Below are 21,155 nucleotides of genomic sequence, written 5' to 3'. Positions count from 1 at the left end.
TCTGCCATGCCGTCGGATCTTCGCAAAATATCAAACAGGGAGGGAATGATGAAACATCTGAAGTGGACGCTCGCGCTGGCGGCGAGCTTGGTGACCGGGGCGGCGAGCGCCGAGATATCCGACAACGTCGTGCGCATCGGCGTGCTCAACGACATCTCCGGCATCTTCCAGGACACCAATGGCATGGGCTCGGTCGAGGCCGCGCGGATGGCGGCGGAGGATTTCAACGGCGGCGGCAAGGCCATCAAGGTCGAGATCGTCTATGCCGATCACCAGAACAAGGCCGATGTCGGCAACGCCATCGCGCGCAAATGGCTGGACGTCGAGGGCGTCGACGCCATCGTCGACGTGCCGAACTCGGCCGTCGGTCTTTCCATCAACGCGCTTCTGCGCGACAGCCGCATGACCTTCCTGGCGTCATCGACGGCGAGCTCCGATCTGACCGGCAAAGCGTGCTCGCCCAACACCATCCAATGGGTCAACGATGCCTGGGCGACCGGCAACACCACCGCAGCCGCCATGGTGTCGCGCGGCGGCAAGGACTGGTATTTCCTCACGGTCGATTACGCGCTCGGCAAGGGCATCGAGGCGGAGGCGCAGAAATACATCGAGGGTCACGGCGGCAAGGTGATCGGCTCGTCCAAGCATCCGCTCGGCACCTCCGATTTCGCCTCCTTCCTGCTGCAGGCGCAGAGCTCGAAGGCGCAGGTGATCGGGCTCGCCAACGCCGGCGGCGACACCATCAATGCGGTGAAGCAGGCCGCCGAGTTCGGCATCCAGCAGAGCGGGCAGAAGCTCGTCGCCTTCCTGCTCTTCATCAACGACGTTCACGGCATGGGCATCAAGGTCGCGCAGGGCCTCCAGCTCATGGAAGCCTTCTACTGGGACATGAACGAGGATACCCGCGCGTTCGCCAAGCGTTTTGCTGCACGGCCCGGCATGAACGGCAAGATGCCGAGCGGCAATCAGGCCGGAGTCTATGCTTCCACGCTCGCTTATCTCAACGCCGTCGCCGCCACCGGCAGCGACAATGCCAAGCAGGTCGTGCCCGAGATGAAGAAGTTCAAGGGCAAGGACAAGCTGTTCGGCGACACCACGATCCGTCAGGACGGTCGCGTCGTGCATCCGATGTACCTGTTCGAGGTGAAGAAGCCGGAGGAGTCCAAATATACGTACGATTATTACAGGCTGGTCTCGACGATTCCGGCAGACCAGGCGTTCCGCCCGCTCGCGGAAGGCGGGTGTGAGCTGGTGAAGTAGGAGCGGCGAGCGCGATCTGCTTTCACCCTCCCCTGGAGGGGTCCGGGACGAGCGTAGCTCGCCCGTGGTCGATCGCGCGCAGCGCGAGCGGGGTGGGGTGATCTCTCCACGCGGGCAGTGTTGGATGTGGAGAGACCGTCACCCCACCCCGGCACACATTTCGCTGCGCTCAATGTGAGCCGACCCTCCCCCTCCAGGGGAGGGTAAGAGGGCCGCGCTGCATCAGTGACTCCTACACCACCTTGCTCGACCCCTGCGTGATCAACCTCGCGGCGCGCTGGTCTCGCGCGTAGATCCAGAGCCAGCTCAGCGCGACGCTGAGGCGGTGGCGCAGGCCGATCAGGAAGTAGATGTGGGCGATGCCCCAGATCCACCAGGCGATGGTGCCGCGCAGCTTGACCTTGCCGAAATCGATCACCGCGAGCCGCTTGCCGATCTGGGCGAGGCTGCCGGCATGCTTGTAGCGGAACGGGCCGGTCGCAGCACCGCGCAGGCGCGCTTTGATGGTCTCGGCGACATGGCGGCCCTGCTGCTTGGCGGCCGGCGCGATGCCGGGCACCGGCTTGCCGTCCCAGGCGTTGATGCTGACGGTATCCCCGATCGCGAAGATCTCGGGATGGCCTGGAATGGTGAGGTCGGCCTCGACCAGCACGCGCCCGGCACGATCGCTCGGCGCGCCGAGCCATTCGGCGGCGGGCGAGGCGCGCACGCCGGCGGCCCAGATCCGCGTCTTGGCCTCGAGCAGCTTGCCGCCGAACACGACGCCCTCGCGGTTGATCTCGGTGACGGCCTGCCCGAGCACGACCTCGACGCCGATCTTTTCCAGCGAGGCCTGCGCATAGGCCGAGAGCTCGTCGGGAAAGCCGGCGAGCACGCGCGGACCCGCCTCGATCAGCACGACGCGGGCCTTGTGCGTGTCGATGTTGCGGAAATCGGCGGGCAGGGTGTGATGCGCCATCTCGGCGATGGTGCCGGCGAGCTCGACGCCGGTCGGGCCGGCGCCGACGATCACGAAGGTCAGCCGCGCCGCGCGCCGCTTCGGATCGGTCTCGCGCTCAGCGCGCTCGAACGCCACCAGGATGTGCCGGCGCAAGGTGGTCGCATCCTCCAGCGTCTTCAGGCCGGGCGCGAACTGCTCCCATTCATCGTGGCCGAAGTAGGCGTGCCGCGCGCCGGTGGCCAGCACCAGCGTGTCGTAGGGCACCTCGCTGCCGTCGTCGATCAGCACGCAGCGTCGCTCGGCATCGACGCCGCTCACGGTGGCGAACAGCGTCGTTACTTCGCGCCGGTCGCGCATGAGATGACGGATCGGCCAGGCGATCTCGCTGGTTGCGAGCGAGGCGGTCGCGACCTGGTAGAGCAGGGGCTGGAATAGATGATGATTGCGGCGGTCGATCAGCGTGATCTCGACGGGAGCGCCTGCAAGCCGGTAAGTCGCCTCCAGTCCGCCGAAGCCGGCGCCAACGATGACGACGCGATGGGGATTTGCGGCCATGATTTAACCCTCGAATCTCGCTGCTGCTCGCCTTCATTTAAGTGCGGATTGGGCGCCGCGGTCCAATAGAGGTCATCAATCGTCGCATAGGCCTGCTGTATCGATCCGGCGCGAAAAAGCGCCGCGGCCTCCCGGACCGGCCCTGGGCCGGCCTCGGCCGAAGTGAGTAGAATTATAATTCTTGCCATCTCCAATCGGGGCGAAATATGGTGCAGGGCGGGCGCTGAGCCATTGGCGGCGCGACAGATTTTGCGTTCAATAGAGACAGGCCTGGAGCGGCGATCACCCTGCTTCCAGGACCGATAATTAAGGAGGGAGTGTTATGAGGACGGCATTCTGGCTGGCGGGCGCAGCGGCGCTGGTGCTGGCAAATCAGGCATTCGCCGGAGACACCATCAAGATCGGCTTCGTCTCGACCTTCAGCGGCCCGACCGCCGTGATCGGCAACGACATGCGCAATTCCTTCGAGCTCGCGCTCGATCATCTCGGCCGCAAGATGGCCGGCAAGCCGGTCGAGGTGCTCTACGAGGACGACGGGCAGAAGCCCGACGTCGGCAAGCAGAAGACCGAGAAGCTGGTGCAGTCGGACAAGGTCGACTTCATCGTCGGCTATATCTGGTCGAACGTGCTGCTCGCCTCGCTCAAGACCGCGGTCGATTCGAAGACCTTCCTGATCTCGGCCAATGCCGGGCCGTCGCAGCTCGCGGGCGAGCTGTGCTCGCCTTATGTGTTCTCGACCTCCTGGCAGAACGACCAGACCCCGCAGGCGGTCGGCACCTATATGAACCAGAAGGGCGTCAAGTCGGTGTTCCTGATCGGCCCGAACTACGCCGCCGGCAAGGACATGCTGGCCGGCGTCAAGAGCACCTTCAAGGGGCAGGTCGTGGGTGAGGAATACACGGTGTGGCCGAGCCAGCTCGACTTCTCCGCCGAGCTCTCCAAAGCGCGCGCCTCCGGCGCCGAGTCGATCTTCGTGTTCTACCCCGGTGCCGCCGGCGTGCAATTCCTCAATCAATATGCGCAGGCCGGACTGAAGAGCACGATGCCGCTCTACACCGCCTTCACCATCGACGAGCTCTCGCTGCCGCTCCAGAAGGAGAATGCGCTCGGGGTGCCCGGTGCGCAGCAATGGGTCAATGACCTCCCCAACGAGCAGAACAAGCGCTTCGTCGCCGACTACCGCAAGAAGTATCCCGGCCTGCGCCCGACCTTCTACGGTGCGCAATCCTATGACGCCGTGAACCTGATCAACAGCGCCGTCGTCGCCGTGAAGGGTGACACCTCCAAGAAGGACGAGATGAAGGCCGAGATGGAGAAGGCCAACTTCAAGTCGGTGCGCGGCGCGTTCAAGTTCGGCAACAACCACATCCCGATCCAGAACTTCTACCTGCAGGATGTGGTCAAGGATTCCGAAGGCCAGCTCGCCCTGAAGACCGTCGCCACCATCGTCGAGAACGACCAGGATCGCTTCCACGAGAAGTGCAAGATGAAGTGAGATCTCTCCTCTCCCTCTCCCCGTTCTTACCGGGAGAGGGGTGGGGTGAGGGGCTCTCTCCCCGAGGACGGAGTTGCTCGAATTCCTCGCCAGTCCCACACCGTCATTGCGAGCGCGCAGCGAAGCAATCCAGAGTCTTTCCGCGGAGGGATTCTGGATTGCTTCGCTGCGCTCGCAATGACGTGTTGAGAGACCGTCGTCCCAGCGGATATGTGTCTCGCGGAGGCCGCTCACCCGCGCTACGCGCGTCGGCCTCTTCCCGCAGATTGGGAGAGGCGAAGACCTACACCCTCGGCATGCTTGCCGGGCGTACCTCGCGCGCTTGCGCTGCGAGCCTGATGCCGGCGTTGGCCGCGCCAAAACCTTGATAATTCCTGCGCTCGACGATCTCGAAGAAGAAGCGCTCGTCGAAGATGTGGGTGTAGACCTGGAAGAACTCGCCGTCGCCCTCGCGGTCGTAGAGGATGTGGTTGGCGCGCAGCTGCGCCATCAGTTCGGGCGCAAGATCGTATTTGGCTTCGATGTCGTCGTAGTAATTGTCGGGGATGTCCAGGAAACCCGCGCCGCGCTGGCGCATCGCGGCGACGGTCGCAAAAATATCCTGACACGCGAAGGCGACATGCTGTACGCCCGAGCCGAAGAACTCCGAGATGAAGCGCGCCGGCAGGGTGCGGTTGGCAGAGGAGCCGTTGAGCACGAAGCGCAGGCTCTGGTCGGCGTTGATGACGGCCTGGCTCTGCACGAGGCCCCTGGGGTCGGCGATCTCCATCTGCGGCAGGCGCTTCAGATCGAGAATGCCGGTGTAGAACAACAGCCAGGTCAGCATCTCGTCATAGGGCATCGACTGCGCGATGTGGTCGACGGCGACCAGCGCATCGGTGCTGGCGTCGCTTGCAACAGGCTCGAAATCCGTGTCCCAATTCTTGCCGGCCTGGTCGAGAAAATAGAGCAGGCTGCCGCCGACGCCGTGGATCGCGGGAATCTCGAGTTCGCCCGGCCCGACCGGCTGGTAGAAGGTGCGCGCCTTCAGCGTCTCGGCGCGCTGCATGGCGCGGCCGGCATCGTCGACGTCGAGCGCGATGGCGCAGACGCCGGGCCCGTGGGTGACATAGTGCGAATGCGCGAAGCCGTCGGTCTCGCAATTGACGACGAGCTCGACCTTGCCCTGCGACCAGCGCTCCACCGCCTTGCTGCGGTGCTGGCCGGTCTTGCGAAAGCCGAGCTGCGAGAACAGGCGGGCAAGCTCGGCGGCCTTGCTCTCGTTGACGGCAAATTCGATGAAGCCGGTGCCGCGGCTCTTCGCCTTCGGGGCCAGCGCCTTGCCGGCGAAATTCGGCCAGTCCGGTGCGAGCTGGTCCTCCAGCAGGATCAGCGAGCGCAGACCGTCGACGGCGGTCTGTGCGGCCGAGCCGGCGCGGAACTGGTCGTTGAAGATTTCCAGCGACAGCGGTCCGGCATAGCCGGTCGCTGCGATCGCCGCCATGAACGCGCCGACCGGAAGGTCGCCCTGGCCGGGGAAGGAGCGGAAGTGCCGGCTCAATGACAGGATGTCGAGCTCGAGCCTTGGCGCGTCGGAGAGCTGCACCAGAAAGATCTTGTCGCCGGGGATCGAGGCCATGGCGCGGTTCGGAAAGCCAGGTGCCAGCGCATGAAAGCTGTCGAGGATGACGCCAATCGCGGGATGATCGGCGCGACGCACGATCTCCCAGGCGTCGCGATAATCGTTGACGTGGCGGCCCCAGGCCAGCGCCTCATAGCCGACGCGCAAACGACGTTTCGCGGCGCGCTCGCCGAGCTCACGAAAATCGTCAGCCGCGCGGTCGATGCCGCCGAGCGCGGCGGGTGAGACGTTGGAGCAGATCAGCAACAGATCGGTGCCGAGCTCCTGCATCAGATCGAACTTCCGCTCCGCGCGGGCGAAGTTGCGCGCGCGCTGCGGCTCCGGCATGCCCTCGAAATCGCGGAACGGCTGGAACGCACAGATCTCGAGATTGAGGTCCGTGCACATCTTCGCGATATCGCGTGGGCCGGCTCCGAACGACAGCAGGTCGTTCTCGAAGATTTCGACCGCATCGAAGCCCGCGGCGGCGATGGCGCGGAGCTTTTCGTCGAGGCTGCCTGAGAGGGAGACGGTGGCGATCGAGCGCTTGTTCATGCGGCCTGCTCCATGATCTGCCCCGGCGAGATCGTTTGCCCGGTACGCGCGGCCGCGCTGACGGCTTCGACGACGGCAAGCGTTCCCATTGCGTCCTCGACCGAGATCAGCGGCTGTTCGCGGCCGGCAATCATTGCGCAGAAATGCCGGAGCTGCTCGACCAGCGGATCGAACGCGGGCGGCGCGATGGTCGCGCGCGACAGCGGCGCGTACCAGCCGGGCTGCTCCATGTATGACCAAAGCTCCATGTTCGGCAAGGAGAGCGAACCTGCAGTCCCTGCGAAGATGTAGCAGGGCTGGTCCTGCCTGGGATAGGCTGGATTCTCGCCCGAGGAGAGCTCCCAGCTCCATGGCGCCGGCGTCGCATCCGACACGGTCACCGTGCCCAGCGCGCCGTTGGCAAAGCGCAGCAGCAGCGCGGCGGTGTCTTCGACCGCGAAGCCGCGCACCTTGTTCGAGGTCAGCGCCTGCACCTCGACGATCTCACCGCAGATAAAGCGGAGATTGTCGATGTCGTGGATGAGATTGATCAGCAGTGGCCCGCCGCCTGCCTCGCGCCGCCAGGCGACCTCGAAATAATCGTCGGGCTTCTTGAGGAGCCACAGCCCGACCACGGCCGTGAGCTGGCCGAGCTTTCCGTTCGTCACGGCCTCTCGGGCCGACTTGATGATCGGATTGTGCCGCCGGTGGTGGCCGACCAGCATCGGCACGCCGGTGCGTCTCACCGCCGCGCACAGGCGTTGCGCGGTGGCAACCGTCTCGGTCACCGGCTTCTCGATCAGAGCCGGTATGCCGGATTCGGCGCAGTCGAGCGCCATCGGCAAGTGCAGCGTGTTGGGCGAGGCAATGATGAGGCCGTCGGGCTTCTCTTCTGCCAGCAGGGCGCGATGGTCCGCGTAGCAGGGCACGCCATGCGCCAGCGCATACTCCTTGGCGGCGGGCGAGGGGTCCGCAATGCCGGCGAGCACGCAATCCCCGGAGGACTCGATCAACTCGATATGCCGACGGCCGATCAGGCCGGCGCCTGCCACGGCGATCCGCATCTTCGCGCTCATGCCGCGCTCTCCTCCATGGCGCCGCCGAGGAAGAGCTGCCCGATGCGCGGATCGTTCAGAATGCGCTTGGCGTCATCGACCATGCGGGTCTGGCCAAGCTCGAGCACGATGCCGATGTCGGAGATCTCCAGCGCCGAGCGCGCGTTCTGTTCGATCATCAGGATGGTGACGCCGCGATCGCGCAAGCTCTTGAGGATGTCGAAGGTCTGCTGCACCATCAGCGGCGACAGGCCGATCGAAGGCTCGTCGACCAGCACCAGCTTCGGCTCGAGCAGCAGCGAGCGGGCGATCTCGAGCTGCTTCTGCTCGCCGCCTGATAGCGTGGAGGCCTGCTGCGCGGACTTGCGCCGCAGCGCCGGAAAAAGGTCGAGCGCCGCCTCGATCCGCTTGGGCAGGTCGAGGCCCTTGTCGGCGGCGACGCCGCCGAGCTCGATATTGTGGCGCACCGACAGCTCGGGAAAGATGTTGCGGCCTTGCGGCACGTAGCAGATGCCGGCGTTGAGCAGCGCGCGCTGGCTCAGATTGGTGACGTCGCGGCCGGCGAAGCTGATCTTGCCTTCACGCAGCTTGAGCAGGCCGAAGATGGCCTTGAACACCGTCGATTTACCGGCGCCGTTCGGGCCGATGATCGTCGTGATCGTGGCTGAAGGAACGGCAAACGTCGTGCCGTTCAAGATCGTCATCTTGCCGTAGCCGCCGACGAGATTGTGGACCGAGAGAATGGGATCGCTCATTACGCGCTCCTAATGTCCGAGATAGGCTTCGATCACGGCGGGGTTCTTGCGGACCTCGTCGGGCCGGCCCATCGCCAGCACCTTGCCTTCCGCCATCACCATCACGCGCGAGCACAGCGACATCACGAACTCCATATTGTGCTCGATCACGACGAAGGTGGCGTTCTTCTCGCGGTTGATCGCGACCAGGCGTTCCTTGAGGTCCGCCAGCATCGACGGGTTGACGCCGCCGGCTGGCTCGTCGAGCAGCACCAGGCGCGAGCCCCCCATGAAGGCCATGGCGGCATCGAGCAGTTTTTGCTGACCGTAGGACAGGCCCCCGGCCGGCTCGTCGGCGAGATGGTCGAGCTTGAAGAAGCCGATCATCTGGTTGGCGGCCTCGGTCAGCCCGGCATCGGAGCGGCCGACCAGGCGCGAGGCCATGTTGCCCTGGTGCTCCTGTCCGGCGAGGATCAGGTTCTCGCGCACCGAGAGCTTTGGGAACACCTGCAACAGCTGGAAGGTGCGGCTGACCCCGAGCTTGTTGAGCTCGGAGGGGCGCAGGCCCGTGACGACCTGTCCGTCGAGCTTGACTTCGCCGCCGGTCGGCGTGAGCTGGCCGAGGATGCAGTTGAACAATGTGGACTTGCCGCAGCCGTTCGGGCCGATCAGGCCGAGGATCTCGCCCTCGCGCACGTCGAACGAGACCCCGTTGACGGCGTGGATGCCGCCAAAGCTCTTCTTGATGTCGGTGACTTCGAGGACCGCACTCATTGCGCCGTCTCCAGGCGCGACTTTGCGACGGCGCGCAGTGCGGACGCCGCCTTGGTGCGGCGTTCGGCGAGGTATCGGTCGAGGATTCCGAGAATGCCGGTCGGCGACCAGATCAGCAGAAGCATCACGGCCACCGCGTAGAGCATCAGATAATAGCCTTCCGTAAAGCGCAGCCATTCCGGCAGCAGCACCGCGATCATCGCGCCGAGGAAGGGGCCGAAATAGAAGCCGGCGCCGCCGACGATCACCATTAAGAGGAGGTCGAGCGAGAGCGACAGGTTGAACGGCACCGGATCGATATATTGCGTCAGCGGCGCATAGAGCGCGCCGGCGACGCCGCCGAGCGCCGAGCCGATCGCGAAGGCCATCAGCGTGTAGCGGCGGGTATCGACGCCGAGGGATTGCGCGCGCAACGGATTCTCGCGCAGCGCCATGAAGGCACGGCCCCAGGGCGAACGGATCAGCCACCACACCGCGAGCGAGACGATCGCGAGCGAGCCGAGGCAGACATAGTAGAACGGCAGCGGCTTGTTGGTCGCGATGCCGAAGATGTGCGGACGCGGGATGTTGGAGATGCCGTAGATGCCGCCGGTCAGCCAGCTCTCGTTGCGGAACACCAGGAAGGCGAGGGTGGAAAAGGCGAGGGTGACGAAGGCGAGGTAATGGTGCTGCACGCGCAGTGCGGGATAGCCGAGCACCCAGCCGATCGCAAAGCTCAAGACCATCGCCACCAGGATCGCCGCCGGCAGCGGCCAGCCATGTGTGGTCATGATCGCGGCGGCATAGGCGCCGATGCCGACGAAGGCGCCTTGGGCCAGCGAGACCTGGCCGGCATAGCCGAGCGTGAGATTGAGCCCCATGGCGGCGATGCTCATCACCGCCCATTGGCTCAGGATGAACAGGCCGTAGCGGTTGAAGTTCATGGGGACGATGATCAGCGCGGCGATGACGGCAAGGCCGAGCGCGATCTTCAGGGGTTTGGCGATGCCGCTCATACGGTGCGCTCCTCGGCACGGCCGAGCAAGCCCTGCGGCCGGAACAGGATGACGGCGATCAGGAACATCATCGGCACGGCGGCGCGATACTGCGTCGACACATAGGCCGCCGCGAGATTGTCCAGCACGCCGATCAGCAGGCCGCCGGCGATGGCGCCGCGCACCTGGTTGAAGCCGCCGACGATCGCGGCGATGAAGGCGGCCTGGCCCAGCACCTCGCCGGACGAGAATTTTGCGAGGTAGATCGGTGTGATCAGCAGCGAGGCCAGCGCCACCAGGAAGGCGTTGATCAGGAAGGTCAGCAGGATCATGCGCTCGACCGGGACGCCGATGATGCGGGCCACCGTCGGGTTCTGCGCCGCCGCCTGCATCTGGTGGCCGAGCGAGGTACGGCTCAGCAGCGTGGTCAGGCCGAGAACGGCGAGGATGGCAACAGTGAGCACGCCGATGCTCTGCAGCGACACGGCATAGCCGAGGATGGAGATGTCGCCGGTCGGCACGATCGAGGGGAAGGGTGAAGCCTCCGCGCTGTAGAACTGCTTGACCGATTCCTTGATGCCGATCGCGAGCGCCATGGTCGCGATCGCCAGCGGTAGCACACCGTGACGCATCATCGGGTCCACCAGCAGCATCTTGAAGGCGAGCCCGAGCAGGATCAGCGAGAGCAGGATGCCGAGGATGATCGCGAGCCAGAACGGCGCGCCCACATGCATCGCGGCCAGCATCAGGAACGCCGGCAGCATCACGAACTCGCCTTGCGCGAAATTGATGGTCTGCGAGGTCTGCCACAGCAGCGTGAAGCCGACCGCGACCAACGCGTAGATGGCGCCGGTGGCGAGTCCCGCGACCAGTAGATCGAATAGGTTGGACATGTTCCCCTCTTTCCTTCCCTCTCCCCGCTCTCTTTCCTCTCCCTCTCCCCGTACTTACGGGGAGAGGGTTGGGGTGAGGGGCTGTCTCCGCGTACTCGCTTGTCACCGTCGTCGCGGAAGCAGCCCCTCACCCCGCCCTCTCCCCGCGAAGGGGCGGGGAGAGGGAGATGAAAGATCTCTCCCCGCGAAGAGCGGGGCGAGGGAGAAGGGCCACGCTTCACTTCACCTTGGGCAGCACCTGCTTCACCACCTGCTTGCCTTCGACCACCTCGACCAGGAAGCTCTGGCGATCGATGTCGCCGGTGTCGCTGAAGGTGACGTCCATCAAAATGCCCGGCTCGTCCGCGGCCTTGATGGTGAGGCCGTGCAGCGTGTCGGCGAACTTCTTCGGGTCGACCTTGCCCATCTTTTCCGTGGTGGCCTTCACCATGTAGACGGCGAGATAGCCCTTCAGGCCGTTATGGTCGGGGACGTAATTGTACTTCTTGGAGAACTTCTCGCGGAACGCCTTGACCAGATCGACCGGCGCGTCGGTGGTGAGGCCGACATGGCCGCGCGCACCGTTGGCGGCATCGCCGGCGAGCTCGATCACCTTCTGGCCGATCAGCGTGGTCTCGCCCATTAGCGGCGCGGTGACGCCCTGGCGCTTCAGCTCTTTCAGGATGCGCGCGCTCTCTTCCTCGTTCAGGTAGACGAACACGGCGTCGGGATTGGCGGCCTTGATCTTGCCGACGTCGGCGGCGAAGTCGGCCTGGCCCGCTTCGGTGGAGAGATCGGCGACGACCTTGGAGCCGAGCCGGTCGAGCTCCTTGACCACGACGTCGCGGCCACCGCGGCCGAAATCGTTGTTGACCCAGACCACCGCAACGGTCTTCGCCTTCATCTCGTCGTGGATGTACTTTGCGACCTTCGGCATTGAGGATTGCTGGCCGAAGGAGGTGCGGAACAGGAACTTGTTACCGGTCTGCGTCAGCTCGGCGGCCTCGCCGCCCATGATCTGCGCGATGCCGGCTTCGGCCGCGAGCGGCGCGGTCACCTTCACCGAGCCGGAATAGCCGGGCCCGAGCAGCACATAGGGTTCGGCGTCGAGCGCCTTCTGCACCTGGGCGCGCGCCACCCCGGGGTTGGACTGCGAGTCCGCGTGGCTGACCTCGAGCTTGCGGCCGAGCACGCCGCCCTTGGCGTTGATCTCCTCGATCGCGAGGTCGATGCCGTTCTTCCAGTTCGTGCCGACGGTAGCGCCGCCGCCCGAGAGCTCCGCGACGTTGGCGAGCTTGATCGCCTGGGCAAAGGCGCCCGTTGCGGTCATGACGGTGAGCAATGCGCCCACCACTAGCGTTGATTTCATCGTCCTCTCCTCCCGTTTCAAATCTTGCAAGCGGCCTTGTATTCCGGCCGCTTCGCCTCAAGCTGCCTGATAGGCGGCGCTGCGCGCTGCCATCACGGCGTCGAAAGCCTCTCCCATGATCTCGGTGGATGGGGCAAGGCCCGTGAACAATTCGAAGGCGTCGGCGGCCTGGTAGATCGCGAGGTCGCGGCCGGTCATGATCTTCGCGCCTTTGTCTCGCGCTGCGGCCAGCAGCGGCGTGATCAGCGGCGAATAGACGGCGTCGGCGACCCAAAGGTCCGCCCTGAGCAGTCCCGCCGGCACCGGCGTGTCACGGTTCGGCAGCATGCCGACCGGCGTGCCGTTGACGAGACCGGTCGCACCCTCGAGCGCATCCTCGACGCTGGCGGCGATGCGTGCGCCGCGCGGGGCGAGTATGGCGGCCAGCTTCTCGGCGCGCGCCGGCTCGCTGTCGAAAATGCGGATGTCAGCCACCGCTCGGCTCGCCAGCGCAAACGCAATGGCCTTGCCGACGCCGCCGGCGCCGATCAGGGCGACGGCGTTGCCGGAGGGCGCCAGCAACGGCGTCACCGCCCGCGCGAAACCCGTGGTGTCGGTGTTGTGGCCGGTCAGCCGGCCGTCCCTGACGACGACGGTGTTGACCGCGCCCATGCTGGCTGCGCCCGGCGCCAGCGCGTCGAGCAGCGGCACCACCGCTTCCTTGTAGGGATAGGTGACATTGACGCCGGCAAAGCCGAGCCGCCGGACACCCTCGAGCATCATGCGCAGCCCGGCCGCATCGGCCCCGGCGACCTCGATAAGCTGGTAATGGCCGCGCAGGCCGAGCGCCTCGGCGGCGCGCTCATGCATGCCGGGCGAGGCGGAATGCGCGATCGGGGCGCCGATCAGGCCGATGAGGAGCTTCTTGCTGGCGGCGTATCCGCGTTTCGACATGGTTCGCTATCGTCTCAAAGGGAGCGTCCGGCCCCGGCCATTAGCGGGGAAATCCGTGCAATTCCAGCTGCGACGATAGCCTTTCCCCCGCCTAACACAATTACCCTTTTATCTGGCAAACCTAACATCATGTTATTTCTTCCGCCCGCGTGAAGGGGCGGTCTTGCCGCTGCCGCGGGACGGCTCGACCGCGCGCATCTCGGTGCGCAGAGATTCGATGAAGTACTCCGCATGCAGTGACAACGGCGTGCCGCGCTTGACTGCGATGTAGGTGTCGAATCGCGTCGGCTCGGCGATCTTCAGAAGCTCGATGCCGGGATAGCCGCCATGGGCGACGGTGAACTGGTCAATGATGGCGATGCCGAGCCCCGCCTTCACCAGCGCGCAGACGGTGGTGCCGAAGCGCGCGCGGATCGTGATGTTGTAGTCGAGCCGATGGCGCGCGAAGATCCCGGCCATGATCCGGCCGTAGGGGTCGTTGGGATCGATGCCGATCAGCGGATAGCGCGTGATCTCGGCGGCGGAGACCTGCTTGCGGCCGGAGAGCTCGTGGCCCGGCGGCACGATGCAATAGAGCTCGCCCGAAGCGAGCGGCATGAAGTCGAGCCCGGAATGCTCGAGCCGATAGCTCATCGCCACGCACTCGCCGCGGCCGAGCATCAGGTAGTCGATGGCCTCCTCGAGCTTGAGGATGTTGATGTCGATGCCGAGATCGGGATAGCGGCGGCGGACGCGCTCGATCGCACGCGGCACCATCACCTGCGAGATGCTCGGCACCGAGCCGATGCGCAGCTCCGAGAGGCCGCCGCGGCCGATCTTGGAGATGATCTCGGAGAGGTCGTCGACCTTCTTGTAGACGCCGTTGATCTGCTCGAAGATGTTCTCGGCCTCCGGCGTCGGGAAGTAGCGCCCGTTCTGGCGCTGGAAGAAGCGGATGCCGAGCGAGCGCTCGGTGTATTTGACGAGGCGGCTGATCCCCGGCGCCGAGACGTTGAGCAGCTTCGCCGCACCGCCGATGGTGCCCGTCACCATCACGGCACGGATCACTTCGACCTGGCGCAGCGTCATCATGGCCTTGAACTGTCCCTGGCATCGACAAGAGATCGCGGCGGCGATCATCTCACGAGAGATGCGCTGTCATCCAGCGGCAAGTGTGCGCCGATGTGGCCGGAGGCGCGCTGCCTTACCCTCCCCTGGAGGGGCAGGGCAATCGCATATGAGAGTGATATCGCTTGTGGCCATCCTTCGAGACGCCCGCCGTTGGCGGGCCCTCAGGATGAGGACCGAGTGTGGCGCTAGTTTCAGCGGGCTCCGATGCCGCTTAGCCTCATCCTGAGGAGGCGCCTAAGCGCCGTCTCGAAGGACGAGGCGCGCGCTCAGCTCGCGCAAAGAGCCATATGTAATAGGCTGGCTGCGAGGAGGGCTATCGCATTTGCACCCTCACCAGAGGTCGTCATGCCCGGGCTTGTCCCGGGCATCCACGTTCTTTGTGCTGCGTGGCAAGGCGTGGATGGCCGGGACAAGCCCGGCCATGACGATGTGGAGACTTTCGTGCCCGAAGGTGTACTGCTCATATGCGATAGCCCTGCCTGGAGGGGGAGGGTCGATCGCGCGCAGCGCGAGCGGGGTGGGGTGACAGTCTATCCATTGAAGCGGTGCCCGAGTGGAGAGATCACCCCACCCCGTCACGCAACGCTTCGCTCGACCGCGTGCCGACCTTCCCCCTCCAGGGGAGGGTAAGGGCGCAGCAGGCGTTACGGATAATGGCGGAGTAATTTCGCAGTCAGAGTGTTTCGACTAAAATCCGCGCGGTCAGATGGAGAGGCGCTCTCGTGGCGCGATCTGTTGCTTCGGCTGTTGCAACGGCGTTCTAGCTCGCCGGCCCTTCCGGCGACACGCTCTCGGCCAGCTCCGCGCGCTCGCTCTGCAGCACCTCGCGCGCAAACTCGATGATCTTCTGCTTGTTCGACGTTTCGCGGACGGCAAAAAACACGCGGTTCAATTCCAGGCCGAGCACGCTGTTGAGGGCGATGTCCTCGTCTTCCATCGTTGGTTTCCCGCTTCGACGTTCTCAGGTGTATCGTGGCGTCAATTCTGCCACAAGTAGTTAAATGTTCAGAGCGGATGAGCACCGGGAAACTACGGCCACAGCGAATTGAGGCAGTCTGCGAATACGTGCTATACGAAAGCGGCGAGGGTCAGGAAACGTACGATGTCCGCCGTAGACTATGGCCGGGAGGCGCTCGACTTCATTGAAGGCCTGCAGACCTACCGCAAGGTACCAGAGGCCATGAATGCGCTCGAAGCGGCGTTCGGTCGCTTCGGCTTCGAAACCATCATCGTGACGGGGTTGCCCAATCCCGATCAGCAGTTTGCACAGATGGTGCTCGCCAAACGCTGGCCCGCGGGGTGGTTCAGCCTCTACACCGAGAACAATTACGATCGGTTCGATCCCGTGGTGCGGTTGTGCCGTCAGTCGGTCAATCCGTTCGAGTGGTCGGAAGCGCCCTATGATGCGGAACTCGAGCCGAATGCGGCCGAGGTGATGAACCGCGCCAGCGAGTTCCGCATGTCGCGCGGCTTCATCGTGCCGATCCACGGGCTCACCGGCTACGAGGCTGCGGTCTCGCTCGGCGGTGTCCATCTCGACCTCAATGCCCGCAGCAAGCCGGCGCTGCATCTGATGGCGATGTATGGCTTCGACCACATTCGCCGACTGCTCGAGCCGATGCCGCATCCGTCGACGCGCCTGACGCCGCGCGAGCGCGAGGTGATCGCCTGGGCTTCGCAGGGGAAGTCGGCCTGGGAAATCGGCGAGATCCTGCACATCACCCAGCGCACCGCCGAAGAGCATCTTGCAACTGCCGCGCGCAAGCTCGGCGCCGTCAACCGTACACATGCGGTCGCGCTGGCGATCCGGAACAAGATCATCGCTCCGTAAGCCGCCTTACTGGGAAATTTCCCAATACCGAAGCTGCGTCTTTTCGCGGACTCTGCCTCCATTGAGAATGAATGGGGGTTTTCATGATTCACGCAATTTCCGCGGCAAATCGCCACCTTTATGAAGACGTCATCGAGCAGCATTTCCGGCTGCGTCACGACATCTTCGTCGAGGAGCGGCGTTGGGAGACGCTGCGCCGGCCGGACGGCCGCGAGATCGATTCCTACGACGACGAGGACACCATCTATCTGCTGGCGCTGGAGGGCCGCCGCGTCGTGGGCGGTCATCGGCTCTATCCGACCACCAAGCCGTCGATGATGAGTGAGGTGTTTCCGCATCTGGCGGCGGTTCGCGGCTGGCCGGCCGATCCGCTGGTGTGGGAATGGTCGCGCTACTTCGTCGTGCGCGATCGTCGCGACGGCGCGCTCAACCTGCAACTGATGGCTGCGGTGCAGGAGTTCTGCCTCGATCAGGGTATCGCGCGGGTCAGCGCGATCATGGAGACCTGGTGGTTGCCGCGCTTCCATGAAGCCGGCTTCGTCGTGACGCCGCTCGGTCTGCCGGCTCTGGTCGAGAACGCATGGACCATGGCGGCGACCATCGACATTCGTCGGGAGACGCTCGATGTCCTGCATCGTCGGATCGGCACGGCTTCGGTCGTGCAGCAGGACGGCCCTCGTCTCAATGCCGTCGCCCGTGCCAACCTCTGCGGTCATGTTGCCGCGCAACGAAAGAGCGCCTGAGATGTCGAACGTGATGCGGGACAGCCAGATCATGGCGCAAATGGAAGACGAGAATCTCGGCTACATGTCCGACATGGCGCTCGAGCTGGCGCAAATGGCGGAGGACACCGGATTGACGACGCTCGCCTATCTGTTTCGGATGGCGGCCCTGGAGGCGTCGACGGCCAACAGTGTTCTCGCCGAGCCGGACGAGCTCCCCCGGCAGATGACGTCGCACTAGACGCAGCCCTGCTCGATTTTACGACGATCGTACCCTCTCACCGCCAGCCGGTGAGAGGGTGAAGTCGTCTGGCTGCGGCAGGTTGCCTCATGCAGCGCGGCAGCTTTTTTGCATTGCGGGGCGCGTCCGGGCCGCACGTGCCGAGATGCAACAAAGTGCATGTTTGATGTCGAATCGCTCTTGCCTCGGAACGATACTGCCATTACCCATTTTTCGGCCTTGAAGAGGCAGGGGGAGCTCTTTCACTGATGGCGGCAGTGTTCGAACATCGGCGCGCGTCTGTATGCGCCTGAAAGAGTCCTGATGCTGCTCGTCGTCGAACAATTCTTGAATGGGCTGCAGTTCGGTCTGCTGCTGTTCCTGCTCGCCGCCGGCCTGACGCTGGTGTTCGGGATCATGGATCTCGTCAACCTCGCGCACGGCTCGCTCTATATGATGGGCGCCTATTTCGCCGCGACCTTCGCGGCGTGGACCGGCAGCTTCCTGCTCGGTGCGCTGATGGCGCTAGGCGCCACCCTCGTGCTCGGCATCGTGCTGGAGGTGACGGCGCTGCGGCATCTCTATGGCCGCGACCACCTCGACCACGTGCTCGCGACCTTCGGCCTGATCCTGTTCTTCAACGAAGCCGTGCGGCTGATCTGGGGCCCGGCGGGCCTGGCGCTGCCGCTGCCGGCCTGGCTCACCGTGCCGGTGCCGATCCTTCCCGGTATTCATTATCCCGCCTATCGCCTCGCCATCATCGCGGTGGCGCTGCTGGTCGCGCTGTTGCTCTATCTCGGCGTGATGCGCACCCGCATCGGCATGCTGATCCGGGCCGGAGCATCCAACCGCGAGATGATCGGCGCGCTCGGCATCAACATCAAGCTGCTCTACACGCTGGTGTTCGGCCTTGGCGCCGCGCTCGCGGGCCTTGCCGGGCTGATGCAGGCCCCGATCCTCACCGTGCAGATCGGCATGGGCGAGAACATCCTGATCCTCGCTTTCGTCATCATCGTGATCGGCGGCATCGGCTCGATCCGCGGCGCTTTCCTCGCTGCGATCTTCGTCGGCATGATCGACACGCTCGGCCGCGCCTTCCTTCCGAACCTGCTCCGCCAGGTGCTGAGCGGCGCCGCCGCATCCACCGCCGCGCCCGCGCTGTCCTCCATGCTGATCTATCTGCTGATGGCGATCGTGCTGGTGGTGCGGCCGGAGGGGCTGTTTCCGGCCAACCGTCGATGAAGAGTTTGAGCGTGAGCAAGGCCGTCACGGCCCTGATGCTGGCGGGCCTCGTGCTGCTGCCGCTCTACTCGCATCTGACCGGCAACATCTTCATCCTGACGCTGTTCACCCGCATCATCATCCTGGCGCTGGCGGCCGCGAGCCTCAACCTCATCATGGGATTTGCGGGCCTGATGAGCTTTGGCCATGCCGCCTATCTCGGCATCGGCGGCTATGCCGTCGGCATGCTCGCGCAGGAAGGCGTTGGGTCCGGCTTCATCCAGTTTCCGGTCGCGATCGCGGCGTCGGCGATCTATGCGCTGGTGATCGGCGCGCTGTCGCTGCGCACCCGTGGCGTCTACTTCATCATGATCACGCTGGCCTTCGCCCAGATGGCCTACTATGTCGCCTCGGGTCTGGCCCGTTACGGCGGCGACGACGGCCTGACCATCTACACGCGCAGCGACTTCTCGGGCCTGATCGATCTCGGCAACCGCACGCAGTTCTACTATCTCTGCCTCGCCTGCCTTTTCGGCGTCATGCTCCTGATATGGCGCATCGTCAACTCGCGCTTCGGTCTTGTCGTGCAGGGCCTGCGTTCCAACGAGCAGCGCATGCAGGCCATCGGCTTCCCGGCCAAGCGCTACCAACTGGTCTGCTTCGTCATATCAGGCACGATGTGCGGCCTTGCCGGCGCGCTGCTCGCCAACAACACCGATTTCGTCAGCCCTGCCGTGATGTACTGGACCCGTTCCGGCGACCTCATGGTGATGGTGATCCTGGGCGGCATGGGCACGCTGTTCGGCCCGGTCATGGGCGCGGTGGTGTTCCTGCTGTTGGAAGAGCTGCTGTCGCAGATCACCGAATATTGGGCGCTGATCCTGGGCCCGCTGCTGCTGCTCATCGTCCTGTTCGGCCGCGGCGGCATCATGGGCGCACTCGGGAGGGCTGGCCGTGGCTGAACCCTTGCTCCGCGTCGAAAAGCTGGTGCGTCGCTTCGGCGGCATCATCGCCACCGACAACGTCTCGCTCGACGTCGCATCCGGCGAGTTGCACGCCATCATCGGCCCGAACGGCGCCGGCAAGACCACGCTGATCAGCCAGCTCACCGGGCATCTCGAACCGCATTCCGGCAGCGTCTTGCTGGCGGGGCGCGACATCACCTATCTGCCGGCCTATCGCCGCTGCGCGTTGGGCCTGGCGCGTTCGTTCCAGATCACCTCGCTGCTGCTCGACTTCACCGCCGCGGACAATGTCGCGCTGGCGGCGCAGGCGCATGCCGGCACCTCGTTCCGATTCTTCGCCAATGCGCGGAAAGAGAAGGGTCTGCGCGATGCCGCGCAGGCGGCGCTCGATCGCGTCGGCCTCGGTCACCGTGCCGATATCGTGGTGTCCAGGCTCAGCCACGGCGAACGCCGCGAGCTGGAGCTCGCAGTCGCGCTCGCCAGCAAGCCGAAATTGCTGCTGCTGGACGAGCCGATGGCCGGCCTCGGCGTGACCGAATCCCAGCGCATGGTGAAGCTGCTCCAGGAGCTGCGGAAAGAGGTCTCGATCGTGCTGGTCGAGCACGACATGCCGGCGGTGTTTGCGCTCGCCGACCGCATCACGGTGCTGGTCTATGGCCGCGTCATCGCCTCCGGCGATCCGGCCGCGATCCGCGCCAACGAGGACGTCAAGCGCGCCTATCTCGGCGATCAGCATGTGGTGACGCATCATGGCTGACACGCTGCTCGAGGTCGACGGCATCGAGACCTGCTACGGCCTGTCCCAGGTACTGTTCGGCCTGTCGCTGTCGATCAAGCCGGGCGAGATGGTCTCGCTGATGGGCCGCAACGGCATGGGCAAGACCACCACCATCCGCTCCATCATGGGCCTGACGCCGGCGCGCGCGGGCACCATTCGCTTCGCGGGCGCGGAGGTGCGGCAGCTTCCGTCCTACAGAATTGCCAAGCTCGGCGTCGGTCTCGTGCCCGAGGGCCGGCAGATCTTTCCGAACCTCACCGTGCGCGAGAACCTGGTCGCGGCCGCGGCCGATCGCTTCAACAGCGATAATCCCTGGACGCTCGCCGCGATCTACGTGATGTTTCCGCGCCTCGCCGAACGCGCGTCCAATATGGGCAACCAGCTTTCCGGCGGCGAGCAGCAGATGCTCGCGATCGGCCGCGCGCTGATGACGAATCCAAAGCTCCTGATCCTGGACGAGGCGACCGAAGGCCTCGCGCCGCTGATCCGGCAGGAGATCTGGAATTGCCTGTCGCTGCTCAAGAGCCGCGGACAGTCAATCCTGGTCGTCGACAAGAACGTCGACCATCTCGCCCGCATCTGCGATCGCCACTACATCATCGAGCGCGGCAAGACGGTGTGGAGCGGCACCTCCGACGAGCTGATGGCCGCGCCGGATCTGCAGCACAAATATCTGGGAATTTGAGCCCCGCTCCAGCCGCGTCGTCGTTGCGAGCACAGCAAAGCAATCCAGACTGCCGCTGCGGAAAGATCCTGGATTGCTTCGCTGCGCTCGCAATGACGGAAGAGATAACGTGAGCTCTCACCAATAAATTCCGTGCCGATGCAGCTCGCGGATCACGCGCGCCTCGGTGGACGGCTGCCGGCGCTTCGGTTTGGCGGTTTCGGCCCTCGACGCCGTTGCGGACCGGGCCGACGTTGTGGCGGCCGGAATTGCCGAGGCAGGCGCCGTCGATGCAGCTGGTGCGGTCGCCGTCGGCACATTCGTTGTTGGCGGGGCTTGAGGCGTCTGCGCCGGAACTGGCGTCGCGGTGGCCGGCTGTTCCGCCTGCTGGCTTGCATTGCTGGCTGCCAGGCTGAGGCTCCGCGAGCCTCCGGCATGGGCCTGGCTTGCCATCAGCGACATCGCGGCGATCAGGATCAGCTTGCGCATGGTAATCCCCGTCATCTGGTCAATCGATCTTACCCAATTCCCATGGGCTTCATGGACCTA

General features: G+C 64.9%; 21 protein-coding genes. 9 read left to right on the top strand and 12 right to left on the bottom strand.

The genetic code is table 11. The features are described 5' to 3' along the window. Positions 1 to 48: 48 nt before the first annotated feature. On the top strand, positions 49 to 1,260 hold the full coding sequence (locus ACM43_RS35115; protein ID WP_271546412.1) for an ABC transporter substrate-binding protein: 1,212 nt from the start codon (positions 49 to 51) through the stop codon (positions 1,258 to 1,260). Between the two features lie 232 nt (positions 1,261 to 1,492). Here ACM43_RS35115 and ACM43_RS35110 read toward each other — a convergent pair whose 3' ends face one another. Then, the gene (locus ACM43_RS35110; protein ID WP_271546410.1) at positions 1,493 to 2,755 is read right to left on the bottom strand and encodes an NAD(P)/FAD-dependent oxidoreductase; all 1,263 of its coding nucleotides are present in this window, start codon (positions 2,753 to 2,755) and stop codon (positions 1,493 to 1,495) included. A gap of 322 nt (positions 2,756 to 3,077) precedes the next feature. Here ACM43_RS35110 and ACM43_RS35105 point away from each other — a divergent pair, with 322 nt between their 5' ends. Continuing rightward, positions 3,078 to 4,250 (top strand): ABC transporter substrate-binding protein, encoded by a 1,173-nt coding sequence (locus ACM43_RS35105; RefSeq protein ID WP_271546408.1) that lies wholly within the window; start codon positions 3,078 to 3,080, stop codon positions 4,248 to 4,250. A gap of 283 nt (positions 4,251 to 4,533) precedes the next feature. Here the strand turns inward: ACM43_RS35105 and ACM43_RS35100 are convergent, their stop codons facing one another. The 10 genes from ACM43_RS35100 to ACM43_RS35055 all read right to left on the bottom strand — a co-directional run bounded on the left by ACM43_RS35100 (position 4,534) and on the right by ACM43_RS35055 (position 15,142). Beyond that, the gene (locus ACM43_RS35100) at positions 4,534 to 6,405 is read right to left on the bottom strand and encodes a bifunctional sugar phosphate isomerase/epimerase/4-hydroxyphenylpyruvate dioxygenase family protein (RefSeq protein ID WP_271546406.1); all 1,872 of its coding nucleotides are present in this window, start codon (positions 6,403 to 6,405) and stop codon (positions 4,534 to 4,536) included. Then, entirely contained in the window at positions 6,402 to 7,460 is a 1,059-nt protein-coding gene (locus ACM43_RS35095; RefSeq protein ID WP_271546404.1) for a Gfo/Idh/MocA family protein, read from the bottom strand. The genes ACM43_RS35100 and ACM43_RS35095 overlap by 4 nt, the downstream gene beginning before the upstream one ends. Continuing rightward, entirely contained in the window at positions 7,457 to 8,194 is a 738-nt protein-coding gene (locus tag ACM43_RS35090; protein ID WP_271546402.1) for an ABC transporter ATP-binding protein, read from the bottom strand. The genes ACM43_RS35095 and ACM43_RS35090 overlap by 4 nt, the downstream gene beginning before the upstream one ends. A 9-nt stretch (positions 8,195 to 8,203) precedes the next feature. Then, on the bottom strand, positions 8,204 to 8,947 hold the full coding sequence (locus ACM43_RS35085) for an ABC transporter ATP-binding protein (RefSeq protein ID WP_036001814.1): 744 nt from the start codon (positions 8,945 to 8,947) through the stop codon (positions 8,204 to 8,206). After that, positions 8,944 to 9,942, bottom strand: a complete 999-nt coding sequence (locus tag ACM43_RS35080; RefSeq protein WP_271546400.1) for a branched-chain amino acid ABC transporter permease — start codon at positions 9,940 to 9,942, stop codon at positions 8,944 to 8,946. The genes ACM43_RS35085 and ACM43_RS35080 overlap by 4 nt, the downstream gene beginning before the upstream one ends. Then, complete coding sequence (locus ACM43_RS35075; protein WP_271546399.1) at positions 9,939 to 10,814, bottom strand: branched-chain amino acid ABC transporter permease; 876 nt, start codon at positions 10,812 to 10,814, stop codon at positions 9,939 to 9,941. Before ACM43_RS35075 ends, ACM43_RS35080 begins: the two co-directional genes overlap by 4 nt. A gap of 217 nt (positions 10,815 to 11,031) precedes the next feature. Further along, positions 11,032 to 12,162 carry an ABC transporter substrate-binding protein gene (locus ACM43_RS35070; protein WP_036001805.1) on the bottom strand — a complete coding sequence of 377 codons (1,131 nt, stop codon included), beginning with the start codon at positions 12,160 to 12,162 and terminating at the stop codon, positions 11,032 to 11,034. Positions 12,163 to 12,219: 57 nt separating this feature from the next. Continuing rightward, positions 12,220 to 13,095, bottom strand: coding sequence for a shikimate dehydrogenase (locus tag ACM43_RS35065; RefSeq protein WP_271546396.1), 876 nt, complete (start codon positions 13,093 to 13,095; stop codon positions 12,220 to 12,222). A 132-nt stretch (positions 13,096 to 13,227) separates the two neighbouring features. Next, a complete protein-coding gene (locus ACM43_RS35060; RefSeq protein WP_271546395.1) occupies positions 13,228 to 14,166 on the bottom strand; it encodes a LysR family transcriptional regulator in 939 nt (312 codons plus the stop codon). Positions 14,167 to 14,965: 799 nt separating this feature from the next. Next, positions 14,966 to 15,142, bottom strand: a complete 177-nt coding sequence (locus ACM43_RS35055) for a hypothetical protein (protein WP_157286587.1) — start codon at positions 15,140 to 15,142, stop codon at positions 14,966 to 14,968. Positions 15,143 to 15,307: 165 nt separating this feature from the next. Here ACM43_RS35055 and ACM43_RS35050 point away from each other — a divergent pair, with 165 nt between their 5' ends. From ACM43_RS35050 to ACM43_RS35020, 7 genes are all read left to right on the top strand, one after another. Further along, positions 15,308 to 16,036: a helix-turn-helix transcriptional regulator gene (locus ACM43_RS35050; protein WP_157286586.1), complete on the top strand. Its 729-nt coding sequence runs from the start codon at positions 15,308 to 15,310 to the stop codon at positions 16,034 to 16,036. 83 nt (positions 16,037 to 16,119) lie between these two features. Beyond that, positions 16,120 to 16,779: an acyl-homoserine-lactone synthase gene (locus ACM43_RS35045; RefSeq protein WP_198399951.1), complete on the top strand. Its 660-nt coding sequence runs from the start codon at positions 16,120 to 16,122 to the stop codon at positions 16,777 to 16,779. A 1-nt stretch (position 16,780) separates the two neighbouring features. Continuing rightward, positions 16,781 to 16,999: a hypothetical protein gene (locus ACM43_RS35040; RefSeq protein ID WP_271546392.1), complete on the top strand. Its 219-nt coding sequence runs from the start codon at positions 16,781 to 16,783 to the stop codon at positions 16,997 to 16,999. Positions 17,000 to 17,302: 303 nt separating this feature from the next. After that, complete coding sequence (locus ACM43_RS35035; RefSeq protein WP_018644491.1) at positions 17,303 to 18,220, top strand: branched-chain amino acid ABC transporter permease; 918 nt, start codon at positions 17,303 to 17,305, stop codon at positions 18,218 to 18,220. Continuing rightward, positions 18,217 to 19,161: a branched-chain amino acid ABC transporter permease gene (locus ACM43_RS35030; protein ID WP_109142170.1), complete on the top strand. Its 945-nt coding sequence runs from the start codon at positions 18,217 to 18,219 to the stop codon at positions 19,159 to 19,161. The genes ACM43_RS35035 and ACM43_RS35030 overlap by 4 nt, the downstream gene beginning before the upstream one ends. Then, on the top strand, positions 19,154 to 19,921 hold the full coding sequence (locus ACM43_RS35025) for an ABC transporter ATP-binding protein (RefSeq protein ID WP_271546389.1): 768 nt from the start codon (positions 19,154 to 19,156) through the stop codon (positions 19,919 to 19,921). Before ACM43_RS35030 ends, ACM43_RS35025 begins: the two co-directional genes overlap by 8 nt. Then, entirely contained in the window at positions 19,914 to 20,627 is a 714-nt protein-coding gene (locus ACM43_RS35020; RefSeq protein WP_036001768.1) for an ABC transporter ATP-binding protein, read from the top strand. The genes ACM43_RS35025 and ACM43_RS35020 overlap by 8 nt, the downstream gene beginning before the upstream one ends. Positions 20,628 to 20,744: 117 nt before the next feature. On the opposite strand, the gene ACM43_RS35015 is transcribed toward ACM43_RS35020, so the two are convergent. Then, the gene (locus tag ACM43_RS35015; RefSeq protein ID WP_157286582.1) at positions 20,745 to 21,095 is read right to left on the bottom strand and encodes a hypothetical protein; all 351 of its coding nucleotides are present in this window, start codon (positions 21,093 to 21,095) and stop codon (positions 20,745 to 20,747) included. Positions 21,096 to 21,155: the final 60 nt, after the last annotated feature.

It is taken from the genome of Bradyrhizobium sp. CCBAU 45321, from assembly GCF_028128975.1.
In the GTDB taxonomy this organism is placed as follows: Bacteria; Pseudomonadota; Alphaproteobacteria; order Rhizobiales; family Xanthobacteraceae; genus Bradyrhizobium; species Bradyrhizobium yuanmingense.
This window is presented reverse-complemented; position numbering and strand designations above follow the sequence as displayed.